The following is a 14,237-nucleotide window of genomic DNA, read 5'->3' on the forward strand; positions in this document are numbered from 1 at the left end:
CTAGTTCGAAAGCTAGCCGTCTCCCCAGGTGGCAGTCAAGGTGTCGCCGAGGAAGAATGTCCCGAGGCCCTAGAAGTCGCGCGAGCCCATACGTCGAGCGGTCGAGGGACCCGAATCCTGGGCATCGGATTGATGAGCCACCTACGATGGTAGGTATGATTGGTGGCGTGAACCCCGCTGAGCCAAGCGAGGCCGGCGGCATGCCCTCACTACAATGGTGGTGACCTAGGGAGGGTTAATGACGGAACGGCTGAACGTGATCGAGCGGCTGGTCGAGTTGGGCTTCACCCAGTACGAAGCCCGGGCCTACGTGGGCCTGCTCGGCGAGCAGCCCATGACCGGTTACGCCTTGTCCAACAGCACGAAGATTCCTCAGCCGAAGGTCTATGAGACCCTTCGGCGCCTGGAGGACAAGCACGTGGTCGTACGCATCAACGACGAACCGGCCCGCTACGTGGCCGTCCAACCCGACCACCTGATGTCCCAGCTGGAGGGCGATTTCGGGCGAAGGCTGGCGGTTGCGCGGCTGAGTCTGCACCGGCTCCGCCTGGACGGCACGGACGACGGCCTCCGCGTGATGAACTCCATGGGCAGTTTCACGGCCGCGGCGGCCAAGGCTTGCGCACTCATCGACGCGGCCAATCGGCACGTCTACCTGTCGCTCCACTCCGACCAACTGGACGCGCTCGCACCTGCCGTCACAGCGGCGGACAGCCGCGGCGTCCGGCTCGACGTCCTTCTCTTCGGCCGCGGCGAGATCGCTCTGCGCAACGGCCGGCTCGTTCGTCACGCCAGCACCAGCGGCATCGTGTACCGCCACCATCAGGCCCGACACCTCGCCCTGGTCGCCGACACCGACGAGGCGCTGTGGGCGCTGGCACCGGGCGGACACGACTGGCAGGGCATCTACGCGAAGGATCAGCTCCTCGCCGCGGTCGTGAAGGGATACGTCCGGCACGACCTCTACGTGCAGCAGATCTTCGCGGACCTCGGGGAGGAACTCGAGGACCGTTACGGTCCGGGCCTGGAGCAACTGGTCTTCACGCCCCCGGACGCCGGCGAAAGCACAGAGGCCGCCCCCAGCACCACCAAGCCCAAGCGCACCCGCTCGACCAGGTCCGCGTAGCCGCGGAACGGCTCGGAGCCCATCCACTGACCCGCCGTGTCGCCTTCGGCGCGCGGAGATCCGCACGTCCAGGAGGACCGACATGACCACGAGCAGTACCTCCGACATCAAGACAGTGGGCGTCGTGGGTTGCGGGCTCATGGGCTCCGGGATCGCCGAGGTCTGCGCCCGGGCCGGAGTGGAGACCAGGGTGTTCGAGGTCAGCCCGGACGCCGTACGGGCCGGACGCGCGAGGATCGAGGACTCCCTGAGTCGCGCGGTGCAGCGCGGCAGGATGGACAGCGAGGCCCAGGCGGCCGCCCTGGGCTCGCTGTCCTTCACGACGGATCTGGCCGACTTCGCCGACTGCGATCTCGCCATCGAAGCGGCACCGGAGAAGGAGGAGGCCAAGAGGGAGATCATCACGGCACTGGACAAGGTCATGCCCGGGCCTCAGGCCGTCATCGCCTCCAACACCTCCTCCATACCCATAGCGCGTCTGGCCACGGTGACCGCCCGCCCCGCGAGAGTCATCGGACTTCACTTCTTCAACCCGGTACCGACGCTGAGGCTCGTGGAGATCATCCCGTCGGTCCTCACGGACGACGCCACCAGCCTCCGCGCGCACGCTTTTGCCAGCGGCCCGCTCGACCGCCATGTCATCCGGGCCAAGGACCGGGCCGGCTTCGTCGTGAACGCGCTGCTGATCCCCTACATCACCTCGGCGGTCAGGATGTACGAGGCGGGACACGCGAGCGCCGAGGACATCGACGCCGGCATGGTGCGCGGCTGCGCCCACCCCATGGGGCCACTCGCCCTGGCCGATCACATCGGCCTCGACACGACTCTCGCCATCGCCGAATCGCTCTACGAGGAATTCCGGGAGCCTCTGTACGCCCCTCCCCCGCTGCTTGCGCGCATGGTCGACGCAGGTCACCTGGGACGCAAGACGGGGCGGGGCTTTCACCGGTACTGACGTGCAGCCAACCGTCCGGCGCTATGGTTGACAGGTCACGAAAGGCGAGCGACATGCCGGGCAACCGACGGCCAAGCAGGTCGCGTGCAACCGCACAGGCGACTTCTGGCCACCAGAAGATCGCGGCGGAGGCGATGCGCTGTGTGCGTGACGTCCAGGCGTCCGCCGGCTCCGTCTACCTGCCCGACTCCGAAGCGAACGCTCTGGCTGCCACGGTCGCCGTCGTGACGCCCCTCGGAGCTCTGGCGCTCCTGGAGCGTATCCCGCTCAATGACACCGCGTACGGCTCAGCGCGCGCGTTCGAAACGGGCCGTATCACCAGAACGCATTCGGCGGAGCTGCTCAAACGCCGGCCTCAGATGGCGGTGCTGGCATCCGCTCCCTTCACAATCACCTCGATCCCGCTGATCGTTGCCGACGCCGTGCGAGGCGTGTTGACCATTGCGACGCCTGGGACGGACGGTTCGTCTCTGCCCGCGGTCACGGAGCGTATGGCTCAGGCCGCACACAGCATCGCCAAAATTCTCGAGGACCTGTCCGTCGGAGCAGTGCCGCTCACCCCGCCGGTCGTCCCCTTCGTGTTCTCCGGACACACCGTGTCACCCGCCGCGTTGCCCTGGACATCCACCGATGAAGCGGTGACCGCGTACCACCTCCACAAGCTGGCACTGCAGCTGTCGTCCGAGACGACCACGGAACGCGCGGCCCAACGCGTCATGGACCGGCTCGTGCACGGATTCCGGGCATCAGGGGTCGCCATCAGCCTGATCGAGGCGGGACGTCTTCGGCTCGTCGGTGCCACCGGATGCGCCGACGAGTACCTGCGCGCACTCAGCGGGGCACCGTTGAGCAGGCCGTCGCCGGAGACCGGCACAGTCAGCCGGTGCGAACAGGTGGTACACACCGTGGACGTCGGCCGTGACGCATCCCGGCTGTCGGGGACGGCCGCGCCCGGGCAGAACGAAACCTGGTGGGTTCTTCCGCTGCTCGCAGCCGACCGGGTCATCGGTACCTGTTCCGTCGGATACAGGTGGCCGCACGGGGAGCCTGTCGATCAATCTCCGCTGACCTCACTGGCCACCCTTCTGGGACAGACGTTCCACCGAACGCAGGTCACCGATGCCCGTCGCGCACTCGCCCAGAAACTGCAGGAGACCCTGCTTCCGCGAGTCCTCCACCAGACGGCCGGCCTCGCCAGCACCTGCCGCTACGCACCAGCAGCCGGAGCGCTGGAGCTCGGTGGTGACTGGTACGACCTCATCGAGGCGCCCGGCAGCGGAATCGTGGCGGTCGTCGGTGACGTCGAAGGCCACAACACTGCGGCGGCCGTCGTCATGGGCGAACTGCGCAGCGCCATCCGTGCCTACGCGACCGAGGGGCACACCCCGACCACGATCCTCGCACGCACCAACAAACTGCTGGTGGACCTGTCCACGGGACTCTTCGCGACCTGCTGCGTGATGTCGTTCGACCTCGACACCGGTATCTGCGAAGTCGCGCTGGCCGGTCATCCTCCCCCCTGTATCCGCACCGGGGACGGCGCGTTCGTCACACCTCACGCCGACGCCGGGCCCCCTCTGGGTGTCCACCCCGACCCCGCATACCGCTCCGCCGAAGCCGAGCTGACACCGGACACTTTGATCGCGATGTTCACCGGACCGCTCGCCGAGGTCTCCGACGGCATGGACTGCGACCTGTTCAACACGGCTGTCGCCACTTCGCAGGGAGAGCTTGAGACGCTCGGGGACCTGCTGATCGGCGCCTGGGGCGATCGAGCGCCCCGGACCGACGACGCCGCACTCCTCGTGCTGCGCTACGAGGGCCCGTCGGCCGAGGCCCAGCGTTTCATCCACCACATGGAGATCCCCCATCACGACCTGCAGGGCGTGTCCCGCGCCCGGCAGTTCCTGCACGACTGCATGAGTGAGTGGGGTCTTTCCGAACTCTCCGACGAGGCCGTGCTGCTGGCCTCCGAGGTCGTCACCAACGCTCTGGTCCACGGAGACAGCGACGTTGATGTGCGGCTGCGCAGATACCCTTCGCACGTCCGCGTGGAAGTCCGGGACAGTACGCCACAGCCGGCTGTGCCCGTCACGATCCCCCGGGACGAGGACCGTGCGGAAGGGGGACGCGGTCTGTTGATCGTGGAGGCCCTGGCCAAGGCGTGGGGCAACTCGCCAAGTGGCAGAGGCAAGACGGTCTGGTTCGAAATGGCGACGGACGCCACGGCGTCCCACCACCTCAGTGGCATGTCCAGGACTTCGAGTTGAGCTCAGCAGGATGGCACGCGCCGGGAGGTCAGCCCTCGATCTGACCCCCGGCATTCTTGGCTGTGCGTCAGGTGGTGGCCGTATAACCGCCGTCGATGACAATCACCTCACCGGTGACGAACGGGTGCGCGGTGGCCATGGTGTGGACGCTCTCGGCAACGTCCTCGAGGGTGACGTTGCGCGCCAAGGGTGTCATGCGCGCGCGTCGTTCCATGAGCTTGTCGTAGTTGTCGCCGAGTGTCCGCTCCATCCACTCCCCCGCGATCCAGCCCGGCGCCACCGCGTTCACCCGCACCTGCGGAGCGAGTACCCGTGACAGTGTCTTGGTGAGGCTGACGACCGCGGCCTTGCTGGCCGCGTAGGCCAGTGGCTGCGGGCCGGGGCGCAGGCCGACGATGCTGGCCACGTTGACCACGGACCCGCGGCCGGCCCGCAGGGCCGGGGCACAGGCTCGGGTGACCTGGACGAGACCGCGGACGTTGACCTCAAAGACCCGGTCCCAGTCCGCGAGGTCGATCCCGTCCAGGTCGTCGGGCGGCGTTTCGCTCGTGGTGCCCGCGTTGTTGACGAGGATGTCGAGGGAGCCGGAGGCGTCCGCGGCGATGCGGGCCAGTTCCCGTACGGCCGCGTCGTCGCTGACGTCGGCCCGTACGGCCTGGTGATGCCCCGGGTACTGCTGCATTTCCTTCAGTGTCGCCTCAGCGCGCTCCTTGGACCGGCTGTAGTTGATGGTCACGTCGTAGCCGGCTCGTGCAAGCCGTAGTGCGACGGCTCGGCCGATACCGCCGGCGGCTCCGGTGACCAGCGCGGACCGTCCATTGGGAGCAGTTGTGTCGCTCAAGGAAGTCTCCTCGGATTTCAAGGATGTACGGGGTGATCAGAGGCCGAGTAGGCGTTCCGCGTTCTGATGGAAGACCTTGTGCAGGATGTCGTCGGAGTAGCCGAGTTCGTCCCACTCCCGCAACAGCCGGTCGAACGGAATGCTGGGATGGTCCGTTCCGAACATGATCTTGTCTTGCAGTCGGGCGCGGATGTCCACCTTCAGGGCGGGAGGGAAGTACTTCGGAGCCCAGCCGGACAATTCCCAGAACACATTGCCCTTGTGCAGGGCCACAGCGGTCATCTCGTCCACCCAGGGATATCCGGGGTGGGAAGCGATGACGGTGAGGTCGGGGAACTGTGCGGCGAGCCTGTCCACGGCCATGGGGTGGGCATGGCTGATGACCGAGCCCAGTCCGCCGGGCAGACCGGCGCCCATCCCTGTCGTGCCGACGTCGATCATGACCGGCAGGCCCAGGTCACGAATGCAGGCGAACAAGGGGCGCCACTTCGGATCGTCCACCTGGAAGCGTCCCATGATGGGATGGAAGTGGAAGCCCAGCACTCCATCCGCCTTCGCAGCGCGTTCGGCCTCTTCGATGGCGGCGTCTCCCTTCAACGGGTCGACCGCACCCCAGGCGCCGAGGAAGACATCGGGGTGGCGGTCGCGTATGTCCGCCACTGCCGTGTTGCTCATCGGAGGAGCACCGGTCAGACACTCGATGTCGAACGCCACGAGGAGCGCTTGCAGGCCAGCGGCCCTCAGATCCGCGACGACGTCGTCCTCCGGCCGTCCGACCCACGGTTTCTTCCAGTACTTCGCCAGTGCTTCCGCGAACGGGCCCTGGGAGGCCACCCACTCAGGGGTTCCGGGATAGCAATGCAGATCAATCCGACGCATCTCTCACTCTCACACGTCAGGGCCGTCCTACTCACGGCCGGCGGCACGTCAGGTCGGTATCCAGCATCCTCATGCTTGCTACCTACCCTGGTAGGTGGGAAGCTACCATGACAGTAGCGCGCCGAGAAGGTGGGCCGGGTTGAGTCCTCCCACCTCCCGACGCGGTGAGGAGATCGCCCTATGACCGGCATTACCCATTTGCGTAGCATCGACATATCCGTGGGATCCCCCCGGACACTGCTCGACTTCTACGAGCGCACCTGGGGTCTGCGAACCGTCCAGGAGGTTCCCGGCAGCGACGAGAACGCCCCTCGGATCGAAATGCGTGCGCGTGGGCCTGAACACCACGTCCTGGCCCTCTGCTCCGGCGCGGGCTCGCCGGTCAGGATCAGCCTGGGCGCGGCGAGCGCCGGGGCGGTCGACGCCCTGGCCGAACGACTCCGGGCCGTCGGAGCCGAGCCGCTGACCGGCCCGGGGCCGCGAACGGCTCACGGGGGTGGTTACGCGATGGAGTTCCGCGACCCCGAGGGCCGGCTCATCGAGGTCAGCGCGGGGGTCGAGGAGCACACAGAGCCGATGGACTCGCCTCACGGCCCCGACCGGCTCAGTCACATCGTGCTGAACTCGGTCGACATGGCCGCGTCCAAGGCCTTCTACACGGACGTCCTCGGCTTCCAGGTGTCCGACTGGTACGAGAACGAGCAGATGGTCTTCCTGCGGTGCAACGAGATGCACCACTGCATCGTCCTCGCCCCCGGCCAGTGGACCTCCCTGAACCATGTCGCCTTCGAAGTCGAGTCCGCGGACGAGGTGATGCGGTCCCTGGGGCGGATGCGCGCGGCGGGCTGCGACACCATCTGGGGCCCGGGCCGTCATGGGCCGGGCGGCAACGTCTTCTGCTATTTCGTGGACCCCGTCGGCAATGTCATCGAGTACACCGCCGAGCTGCTGGAGGTGGACGACAGCTGGGTCGCCCAGGAGTGGGCGCGCACTCAGGCCAATGCCGACGTCTGGGGTACGAGCGGCGGCCTCACACCCGATGTGATCGCGGCCATGGCCAATCCACCCCGGTCCGCGCAGGCCGAAGCCGAGAGGAAGACCCAGTGAAGGCTCTTGTCATCCACCGCTTCGGCGACCCTGGAGTGCTGGCTCTCGAGGACGTACCTGCCCCGGTGACCCAAGCCGGGGAGGTCCGCGTCCGGGTGTCCGCCGTGGTCGTGGCCCGTACGAAGGACGTCGCCACCCGTGCCGGGCGACCTCCGTTCGCCTCTCAGGTCCCCGGGTTCCCGCACATCCTGGGAACCGAGCACGCCGGCGTGGTCGACGAGGTGGGCTCCGGCGTCGATCCGGGGCTCCTGGGGCGCCGTGTCGCGGTCTCGGCCGTGCTCTCCTGCGGTGACTGTCGCGCCTGCCATGCCCATCGCGAGGAGGCCTGCTCGACGTTCTCCCTGGTCGGCGTGCAGCGGCAGGGCAGTTACGCGCAGTACTGCACCGTACCGGTGGCCAACGTGCAGGTGCTTCCCGACGACGTCGGATTCGTCGAAGCCGCTGCCATGGCGGCGAACGGTCCTGTGGCGCGGGCGCAGCTGGAGGCCGGCGCGGTCGGTCCGGACTCGACGGTGCTCGTGGTGGGTGCGGCGGGAGCCCTCGGGTCCACGGTCGCCTCACTTGCCGCCTTCCGCGGCGCGAAGGTGATCGGCGTCGACCGGCTCGCGGCGAAGCCGGGCTGCCTCGACGCCCTTCCGCTGGCCATGGCATTGGACGGGGACAGCCCCGATCTGCCCGAGCTGATCAGTGCGGCGGGGGGCGACTGGGGGATCGACTGCGTCGTGGACAATCTGGGTCTGCCGGCTCTGTGGGACGCCTACCGGGACTCTCTCGCGGACATGGGCCGCATCATCGTGAGCGGAGCCATCAGTCACGAAGCCACCCCGATGCGTCTGCTGCCCTTCTACCTCCGCAGCCAGTCCCTCATCGGGGTGCGCACCGGAAACCGGACGCAGATGGAGGCTTTCTGGAAGGACGTCGCCGCCGGCTTCCGGCTGCCGGAGGCCATGGTGCGTTCCACCCCCTGGGAGAGCGCGCCTCACGTCCACCGAAGTGTGGAGAACGGTACGTCCCTCGGCCAGGCGGTGCTCGTAGTGAGCGAGTAGACCGGCGCGCCGGCGGCCGGGGTGCGCACAACAAGCAGGAGGCCGGGCCCGAAAGGGCCCGGCCTCCTGCCGTATTCATTCTCCGGGCCACACAGGTGCTCTCTTCTCATTGAACGCGGCGATGCCCTCGGTTCGGTCGGCGGAGGACGCCACCAGGCGCCACGCCGCGTCCTCCAGGTCGAGCCCCACCCGCAGGCCCACCCCCTGGCCCTCGCGCAGCGCCCGCTTGGCCGCCCGCAGCGCAACGGGTGAATGGCCGGCCATCGTCGCACCGAGCTCCAGGGCTCTGGCGCGGGCTTCGTTCTTCTGCACCACAACATCGACGAGACCGCGTGCCAGTGCCTCGTCCGCGGGTACTCGCTGTCCGGTGAAGATGAGCTGGGCTGCTCGAGCGGCCCCCACCCGGCGGGGCAGCAACTGCGTTCCTCCGCCGCCGGGAACGATCCCCACGGAAACCTCCGGCAGCCCCACTACAGCCGTCGTGTCGGCGACGATGAGGTCGCACGCCAGGGCCAGCTCGTAACCGCCCCCCAGGGCATACCCGTGGACCGCCGCAATGGTCGGCATGGGCAGCTCGAGCACACCGCCGTAGACAGCTCTCATCAGCAGTCGTTGCCGAGCGAGGTCCTGCACGGTGAAGGCATTGCGTTCCCTGAGGTCGGCCCCCACGCAGAAGGCCCGTGTACTCGTCGAGGACAGGAGCACGACGTTGACCGAGCGATCCGTGGACAGCTCGGTGCACGCGTCGCTGATCGCACCAGCCATGGCCGTTGAGAGGGCGTTCATCGCCGTCGGCCGGTCGAGGACGAGTTCGGCGATGGACTGCCCGCCGACAGGGCGACGGACGATCACATGTTCCCCGAACCGCCGCTCGCCCACGTATGGTTCGGCGCCATCGTGTCCGGTCGGCTCCGCGGCGGTTGCCCCTTGGTCCGTCACTTGGCCTCCTCCATACCTGCCGCCGCCGTCACAGTCGCTCGAGAACGACTGCCATCCCCTGCCCACCTCCGACGCACAGCGTGGCGAGGCCCAGCGTGCCGCCGCGGTCCTCCAGATTTCCCAGCAGCGAGCACAGAAGCCTGATGCCGGTCATACCGAAGGGATGTCCCAGTGCGATGGCGCCTCCGCTGGGATTGAGCTGTCGCTCGATGTCTATGCCGACGGTCCGGCAGACGGCCAGCACCTGGGCGGCGAACGCCTCGTTGAACTCGACCACGTCGATGTCGTCGATCTTGAGGTTGGTCAGGCTCAGGACCTTGCGAATGGCTTCGGTGGGGCCCACTCCCATGATCTCGGGAGCGACCCCGCTCACGGCCGTGGCCACGATCCTGGCCCGAGGAGTGAGGCTTTCGCGCTCGGCGAGCCGCTTGCTGACCAAGATCGCGGCGGCCGCGCCGTCGTTCAGCGGGCAGGAGTTGCCGGCCGTGACGCTGCCGCCCTCCCGGAAGGCGGCCGGCAGACCGGCAAGCTTTGCGAGCGACGTGTCGCGGCGAGGGCCGTCGTCACTGCTGACGATCCGGCCGTCGGGAAGGACCACTGGGGTGATCTGCTGGGCGATTCTGCCCGAGTCGATCGCCTCGACCGCCAACCGGTGGCTGCGCAGGGCGAAGGCGTCCATGTCCGCCCTGCTCACCCGGTACCGCTGTGCGACGTTCTCGGCAGTCACCCCCATCGGCATGTACACATCCGCGATCCCCCCTTCGTCGAGCGCGGGGTGGCGGTCCTCCTTGCGCGTGGTACGGCCCACCTGGCTCACCGACTCGACACCCGAGACCAGGTAGGCCTCCGCCTCCCCGCAGGCGATGGCATGGGAGGCCATGCGGACCGCTTGCAGACTGGACGCACAGAAGCGATTGACGGTGGTGCCGGGTACGGCGAACGGCAGCCCGGCCAGCAGGCCCGCCCGCCGGGCGAGATTGGCCCCCTGCTTTCCCTCCGGGTATGCCGTACCCAGCGCGTGGTCGTCCAGGAGCTCCGGATCGAGGCCGCTGTCGCGGACCGTCTGCTCGATGACCCCGGCCACGAGGTCGTCGGGACGACACTGTCTGAGCGATCCCTTCACCGCACGGCCGATGGGAGTCCGCGTGGCCGAGACAAGATAGGTGTCCATCATCGCGCTCCTCGCTAGTACCTACAGCAGTAGGTACTATAGGCGGCATGACGCGATCCGAAGTCTCACTCTCAAGCACCCGCGGCGTGGCCATCGTCACCCTTCAGGCACCTGAGCGGCGCAATCTGCTGTCGGCGGAGATGGTGCGCTCCCTGGCGGCGACTTTCGACGAGCTGGAAGCGGACGCCTCGATCCGCTGCGCGGTCCTCACCGGCGCGGGCAGCGCGTTCTGCGCGGGCGCCGACCTGTCGACACTGGAGGACGCGGCCCGCGGGCACTTCGAGCCCGTCCGCGAGGTCTACGAGGGGTTCTTGCGTGTGCTGCGCTCCCCACTTCCGACCATCGCCGCGGTCAACGGTCCGGCCGTGGGCGCGGGCCTCAATCTGGCCCTCGCGTGCGACGTCCGCCTGGCGGCGGAGTCCGCACGGTTCGACACCCGCTTCGCCCGGCTGCATCTGCATCCCGGCGGCGGCCACACCTGGTTGCTGGCTCAGGCAGTGGGGCGCCAACAGGCCACGATGGCCTGTCTGTTCGGGCAGGTTTGGAACGCGCGCGAGGCGTACGAGCGCGGACTGGTGGCGGGCGTACACCCCGACGGGGATGTGCTCGACGCCGCTGTGGCGCTGGCGGAGAGCCTCAACGGCCATGACCGGGCTTTCGTCCACAGACTGACAGCCACGATCCGGGAGTCCGCCGTGACAGCAGACCACCAGACGGCGTTCCTTGCGGAGACCGAGGCACAGATCTGGTCGACCGAGCAACCGGCGTTCCTGAGCGGAGTCACAAGGCTCCGCGAAGCCATCGGCCGGCGGTCCACCGGGGGGAAGCCGGGGGCCGACGGTAACCGATGACACGGCCCGGGGTCCGGGTGTACGGCCTGGGACGGGGCAGACCGTCTGGGACAGAGGCGGACGGTCTGGGACAGGGGCGGACGGTCTGGATCCCGGTATACAGCCCCGGCCCCGGACCGTCCGTCTCAGGCCAGGGCCAGGGCCGTGACCGCTACTGACGGACGCGGACCTGGTTCCGGACCCGTCCGACGCCCTCAACACTCACTTCCACCTCGTCACCGGCGGCGAGGAACCGTCCTCTGCCGGCCCCCACACCCGACGGGGTACCGGTGGCGATGATGTCGCCCGGCTCCAGAGTCACCAACTCGCTCGCCGCGGAGATCAGTTCGGCGACTGTGCACACCATCAACGAGGTGGACGCGGACTGCATCAGCTCACCGTTGACGCGCGTCTGCACGAGGAGATCCTGTGGATCGCCGACCAGCCAGGAGGGGACGACACCGGAGGCGAGGGGAAGAGAGGTGTCCGCTCCCTTGGACGCGAGCCAGTCCCAGACGAACGGAGCCGGGACATCGTCTCGCCGGTGCGGAGCACGCAGCGAGATGTCGTTCACGACGGTGTACCCGCCTGCATGGCCCAGCGCGGCATCCGGCGAAATGTTGCGGCCGCCGATGCCGATGACCACCGCGAGCTCGCCCTCCCAGTCGACCCTGTCGTCGCGGTCCCCCTCGATGAGAACGGCCTCGCCGTCCATGACCAGCGAGGTCGTGGGCGGCTTGAGGAAGAAGTACGGTCGCCACTCGGCCCCGAAGGACTCCCCCATCTCCGCCAGATGGTCCGTGTAGTTGGGACCCGAGCAAAGGATCTTGCGCGGGTACCGCAACGGCAGGTCCAGCACATAACTGTCGACGACCGGAGCATCGTCCAGTGCCGCCGAGCGGAGTACCGGCGCCACGCGCGCCCAGTCCTCCATGACAGCGAGCACTCCGGAGTAGCCCTCGAGCTCCGAAGGGGCCACGAGTGTGCCGTCCTCAAAGCGGACTCCCGCCCGCCACGCCTCATCGCTCCCCCGGCCGGGCCGCCGGTAGCTCACCAGAGCCCAGCCGGTCATTCGACACACCACGTCAGGGAACTCACGTCACTCATACCCACTACCGTAGTAGGTACGGTCAGTCGACGTCAAACACCCCGCCGCCGGCCGCGAGCCAGTGCGTGCGGTCCTGCGTGGCCGGCAGCACCGTGGAGTAGATGTCGGCAACGTTCTCGAAGATCGACGGGTGACCTTTGACCCCCTCGACGGAGTACTCACCGGGGACGTACGCGACGTGAGCGGTTCGCCAGGCTTCGGCGCTGACCCATCGGGCGATGTTGACGAAGCTGAAGGTCCCGTTCCCGACCCCGGTGTTGCGGTGGAGGTGCGCCTCGATGAGGCCGCCGCCATCCCGGTAAATCTCCGATGTCCTGTGCCAGTTGGTCAGGAATTCCTCCTCCTTGTCCGCCGGCACGATGAACACGTTGATGAGCGTTGCTTCCACTGGCCCGACGCCTCCTGATTCAGACACGATGCGGCCGCCAAAGGGTTCGGACCAGCCGGGGAACGACCACCCTCGGCTGGACCTCTGACGCGTCAGCCTGCATGCCGACCCGCGCACCGACGTAGAGTACCTACTACAGTAGTGAATGGCACTATCCATCTGCACACGACACCACTGTCCGTGTTCTAGACCTGGCAGTTCTGGCGTGATAGCAATACCTACTCGAGTAGGTATGACGCTCATTCAGAGACACCAGACCCGAGGGCCGACATGGAACCAGTCACGCATGTCCAGACGAGGGGCGAGCCTGCCCATCCGAGACGTTGGAGAGGCCGCACCGTCCTGCTGCTGGGGACGTTGCTCTACTTCGTCTTCGGCTACGACTTGTTCGCGCAGCAGGTCGTCGCTCCCTCACTGCTCAATCACTCGACCTGGCGGGTCACGCCCGGCACGTTGGCCCTCTTGGCCAGCATCACCGCACTGGGTGGGGCGATCGGCGCCTTCGTGTCCAGTGGGCTCAGCAGCACTCGCCGCCGCAGAGCCAGCATCGCCATCAGCGTCGGCTGGATTTCAGGCTGCATGTTGTTCGCCGGTGTCACCTCCAGCTTTGTGGCCTTCGGTGTCAGCCGCTTCCTGCTCGGTATCGGCCTGGGCGTTCTGGCCCCGCTGATCTGTGTCCTTGTCGTGGACTGGTCCCGGCCCGAGCGCCGCTCGCTCTACTGCTGCGTCGCCCAGTCGGGAATCCCCCTCGGCGCACTGGCAGCGGCGGGCGCCGACCACACTCTCCTGGCCGGCACAAACTTCCAGTGGATGTTCCTCCTAGGTGCCCTGCCGATCCTGCTGGGTCCGGTCTATTGGACGCTGATTCCGGTGGAGGAACCCCTTGAGGCGTCCGTCCCCGACCGTGCCACACGACAAGACGCGCGGGTGGTCACCAGCGAGTGGTGGGGCCTGTTTGAACGTGGATGGCTGTTGGCCAGCACACTGTTCTCCATCGCGTCCTTCATCGGATTGCTGATGATCTACGGAGTGGGTTACTGGCTGCCGACCCTGATAGCGGACCTCAGCTCCACCTTCGAGTTCGTCATCGCCTTCAACAGCGGGGCCGTCGCCGTAACCCTGCTCTTCGCCGCGATCGCCGACCGGGTTCCCTCCAAGCTATGTATCGTCACGCTGTTCATGTGCGCCATGGTGGCCATGTATGTCCTGCCCTCGCTTGAAAGCCGCCTGGCCATCCTCGGCATGGTGGCTCTCGCGGGCGGGGGGATTCTGGGCGCTCAGAACGTCCTTTGCGCATATGTGGCCCGTTACTATCCCCGGCCGATGCGCAGTACGGCACTCAGTTTCACACTGGGAGTCGGCCGATTCGGTTCTTTCATCGGTCCGAGTTACGTCATCCTCCTCCTCGGCGTGAGTTCCGATCCAAAGTCCGACTTCTACGACCTCGTGACGCCGGTCGTCATCGGTATTGCCGCCATCCTCATGGTCCCCGCACCGACTTCCAGGCAGTCGGCCAAGAAAGCACAGTGCGAATCCTCTTGGCGCCCGACATCTACGTGACCCACTGTGGACATTCT

At 67.4% G+C, this 14,237-nt stretch carries 13 protein-coding genes; 7 read left to right on the forward strand and 6 right to left on the reverse strand.

All coding sequences use genetic code 11. The features are described from left to right. The first annotated feature begins 238 nt into the window (after positions 1 to 238). The 3 genes from ACFPQ9_RS39305 to ACFPQ9_RS39315 all read left to right on the forward strand — a co-directional run bounded on the left by ACFPQ9_RS39305 (position 239) and on the right by ACFPQ9_RS39315 (position 4,351). Entirely contained in the window at positions 239 to 1,126 is an 888-nt protein-coding gene (locus ACFPQ9_RS39305) for a TrmB family transcriptional regulator (protein ID WP_380864146.1), read from the forward strand. An 82-nt stretch (positions 1,127 to 1,208) separates the two neighbouring features. Further along, entirely contained in the window at positions 1,209 to 2,081 is an 873-nt protein-coding gene (locus tag ACFPQ9_RS39310) for a 3-hydroxybutyryl-CoA dehydrogenase (protein ID WP_380864148.1), read from the forward strand. Between the two features lie 491 nt (positions 2,082 to 2,572). Then, positions 2,573 to 4,351 (forward strand): ATP-binding SpoIIE family protein phosphatase, encoded by a 1,779-nt coding sequence (locus ACFPQ9_RS39315; RefSeq protein WP_380864151.1) that lies wholly within the window; start codon positions 2,573 to 2,575, stop codon positions 4,349 to 4,351. Positions 4,352 to 4,418: 67 nt separating this feature from the next. Here the strand turns inward: ACFPQ9_RS39315 and ACFPQ9_RS39320 are convergent, their stop codons facing one another. Beyond that, the gene (locus ACFPQ9_RS39320; RefSeq protein ID WP_380864154.1) at positions 4,419 to 5,192 is read right to left on the reverse strand and encodes an SDR family NAD(P)-dependent oxidoreductase; all 774 of its coding nucleotides are present in this window, start codon (positions 5,190 to 5,192) and stop codon (positions 4,419 to 4,421) included. 36 nt (positions 5,193 to 5,228) lie between these two features. Further along, on the reverse strand, positions 5,229 to 6,026 hold the full coding sequence (locus tag ACFPQ9_RS39325; protein ID WP_465269609.1) for an amidohydrolase family protein: 798 nt from the start codon (positions 6,024 to 6,026) through the stop codon (positions 5,229 to 5,231). Between the two features lie 225 nt (positions 6,027 to 6,251). On the opposite strand from ACFPQ9_RS39325, the gene ACFPQ9_RS39330 reads away from it, so the two are divergent. After that, positions 6,252 to 7,178 (forward strand): VOC family protein, encoded by a 927-nt coding sequence (locus ACFPQ9_RS39330; protein WP_380864158.1) that lies wholly within the window; start codon positions 6,252 to 6,254, stop codon positions 7,176 to 7,178. Further along, positions 7,175 to 8,224: a quinone oxidoreductase family protein gene (locus ACFPQ9_RS39335; protein ID WP_380864161.1), complete on the forward strand. Its 1,050-nt coding sequence runs from the start codon at positions 7,175 to 7,177 to the stop codon at positions 8,222 to 8,224. Before ACFPQ9_RS39330 ends, ACFPQ9_RS39335 begins: the two co-directional genes overlap by 4 nt. 75 nt (positions 8,225 to 8,299) lie before the next feature. Here ACFPQ9_RS39335 and ACFPQ9_RS39340 read toward each other — a convergent pair whose 3' ends face one another. Then, positions 8,300 to 9,103, reverse strand: a complete 804-nt coding sequence (locus ACFPQ9_RS39340) for an enoyl-CoA hydratase/isomerase family protein (protein WP_380864414.1) — start codon at positions 9,101 to 9,103, stop codon at positions 8,300 to 8,302. Positions 9,104 to 9,191: 88 nt separating this feature from the next. Next, complete coding sequence (locus ACFPQ9_RS39345) at positions 9,192 to 10,334, reverse strand: thiolase family protein (protein ID WP_417804941.1); 1,143 nt, start codon at positions 10,332 to 10,334, stop codon at positions 9,192 to 9,194. 47 nt (positions 10,335 to 10,381) lie between these two features. On the opposite strand from ACFPQ9_RS39345, the gene ACFPQ9_RS39350 reads away from it, so the two are divergent. Next, complete coding sequence (locus tag ACFPQ9_RS39350; protein ID WP_380864166.1) at positions 10,382 to 11,185, forward strand: enoyl-CoA hydratase-related protein; 804 nt, start codon at positions 10,382 to 10,384, stop codon at positions 11,183 to 11,185. A 151-nt stretch (positions 11,186 to 11,336) separates the two neighbouring features. On the opposite strand, the gene ACFPQ9_RS39355 is transcribed toward ACFPQ9_RS39350, so the two are convergent. Both ACFPQ9_RS39355 and ACFPQ9_RS39360 read right to left on the reverse strand, forming a co-directional pair. Beyond that, positions 11,337 to 12,143 carry a fumarylacetoacetate hydrolase family protein gene (locus ACFPQ9_RS39355; protein ID WP_380864169.1) on the reverse strand — a complete coding sequence of 269 codons (807 nt, stop codon included), beginning with the start codon at positions 12,141 to 12,143 and terminating at the stop codon, positions 11,337 to 11,339. 151 nt (positions 12,144 to 12,294) lie between these two features. Beyond that, a complete protein-coding gene (locus ACFPQ9_RS39360) occupies positions 12,295 to 12,660 on the reverse strand; it encodes an antibiotic biosynthesis monooxygenase family protein (protein WP_380864172.1) in 366 nt (121 codons plus the stop codon). A 357-nt stretch (positions 12,661 to 13,017) separates the two neighbouring features. On the opposite strand from ACFPQ9_RS39360, the gene ACFPQ9_RS39365 reads away from it, so the two are divergent. Further along, on the forward strand, positions 13,018 to 14,220 hold the full coding sequence (locus tag ACFPQ9_RS39365) for an MFS transporter (protein ID WP_380864175.1): 1,203 nt from the start codon (positions 13,018 to 13,020) through the stop codon (positions 14,218 to 14,220). Positions 14,221 to 14,237 lie beyond the last annotated feature (17 nt).

Origin of the sequence: Streptomyces coerulescens (assembly GCF_042657965.1) — a bacterium.
Taxonomy (GTDB): Bacteria; Actinomycetota; Actinomycetes; order Streptomycetales; family Streptomycetaceae; genus Streptomyces; species Streptomyces coerulescens.

Bases quoted from the DNA above. Each gene is read 5' to 3' on its own strand.
- ACFPQ9_RS39305 (WP_380864146.1), top strand. From the start codon at position 239: ATGACGGAACGGCTGAACGTGATCGAGCGGCTGGTCGAGTTGGGCTTC.
- ACFPQ9_RS39310 (WP_380864148.1), top strand. From the start codon at position 1,209: ATGACCACGAGCAGTACCTCCGACATCAAGACAGTGGGCGTCGTGGGT.
- ACFPQ9_RS39315 (WP_380864151.1), top strand. From the start codon at position 2,573: ATGGCTCAGGCCGCACACAGCATCGCCAAAATTCTCGAGGACCTGTCC.
- ACFPQ9_RS39330 (WP_380864158.1), top strand. From the start codon at position 6,252: ATGACCGGCATTACCCATTTGCGTAGCATCGACATATCCGTGGGATCC.
- ACFPQ9_RS39345 (WP_417804941.1), bottom strand. From the start codon at position 10,334: ATGGACACCTATCTTGTCTCGGCCACGCGGACTCCCATCGGCCGTGCG.
- ACFPQ9_RS39350 (WP_380864166.1), top strand. From the start codon at position 10,382: ATGACGCGATCCGAAGTCTCACTCTCAAGCACCCGCGGCGTGGCCATC.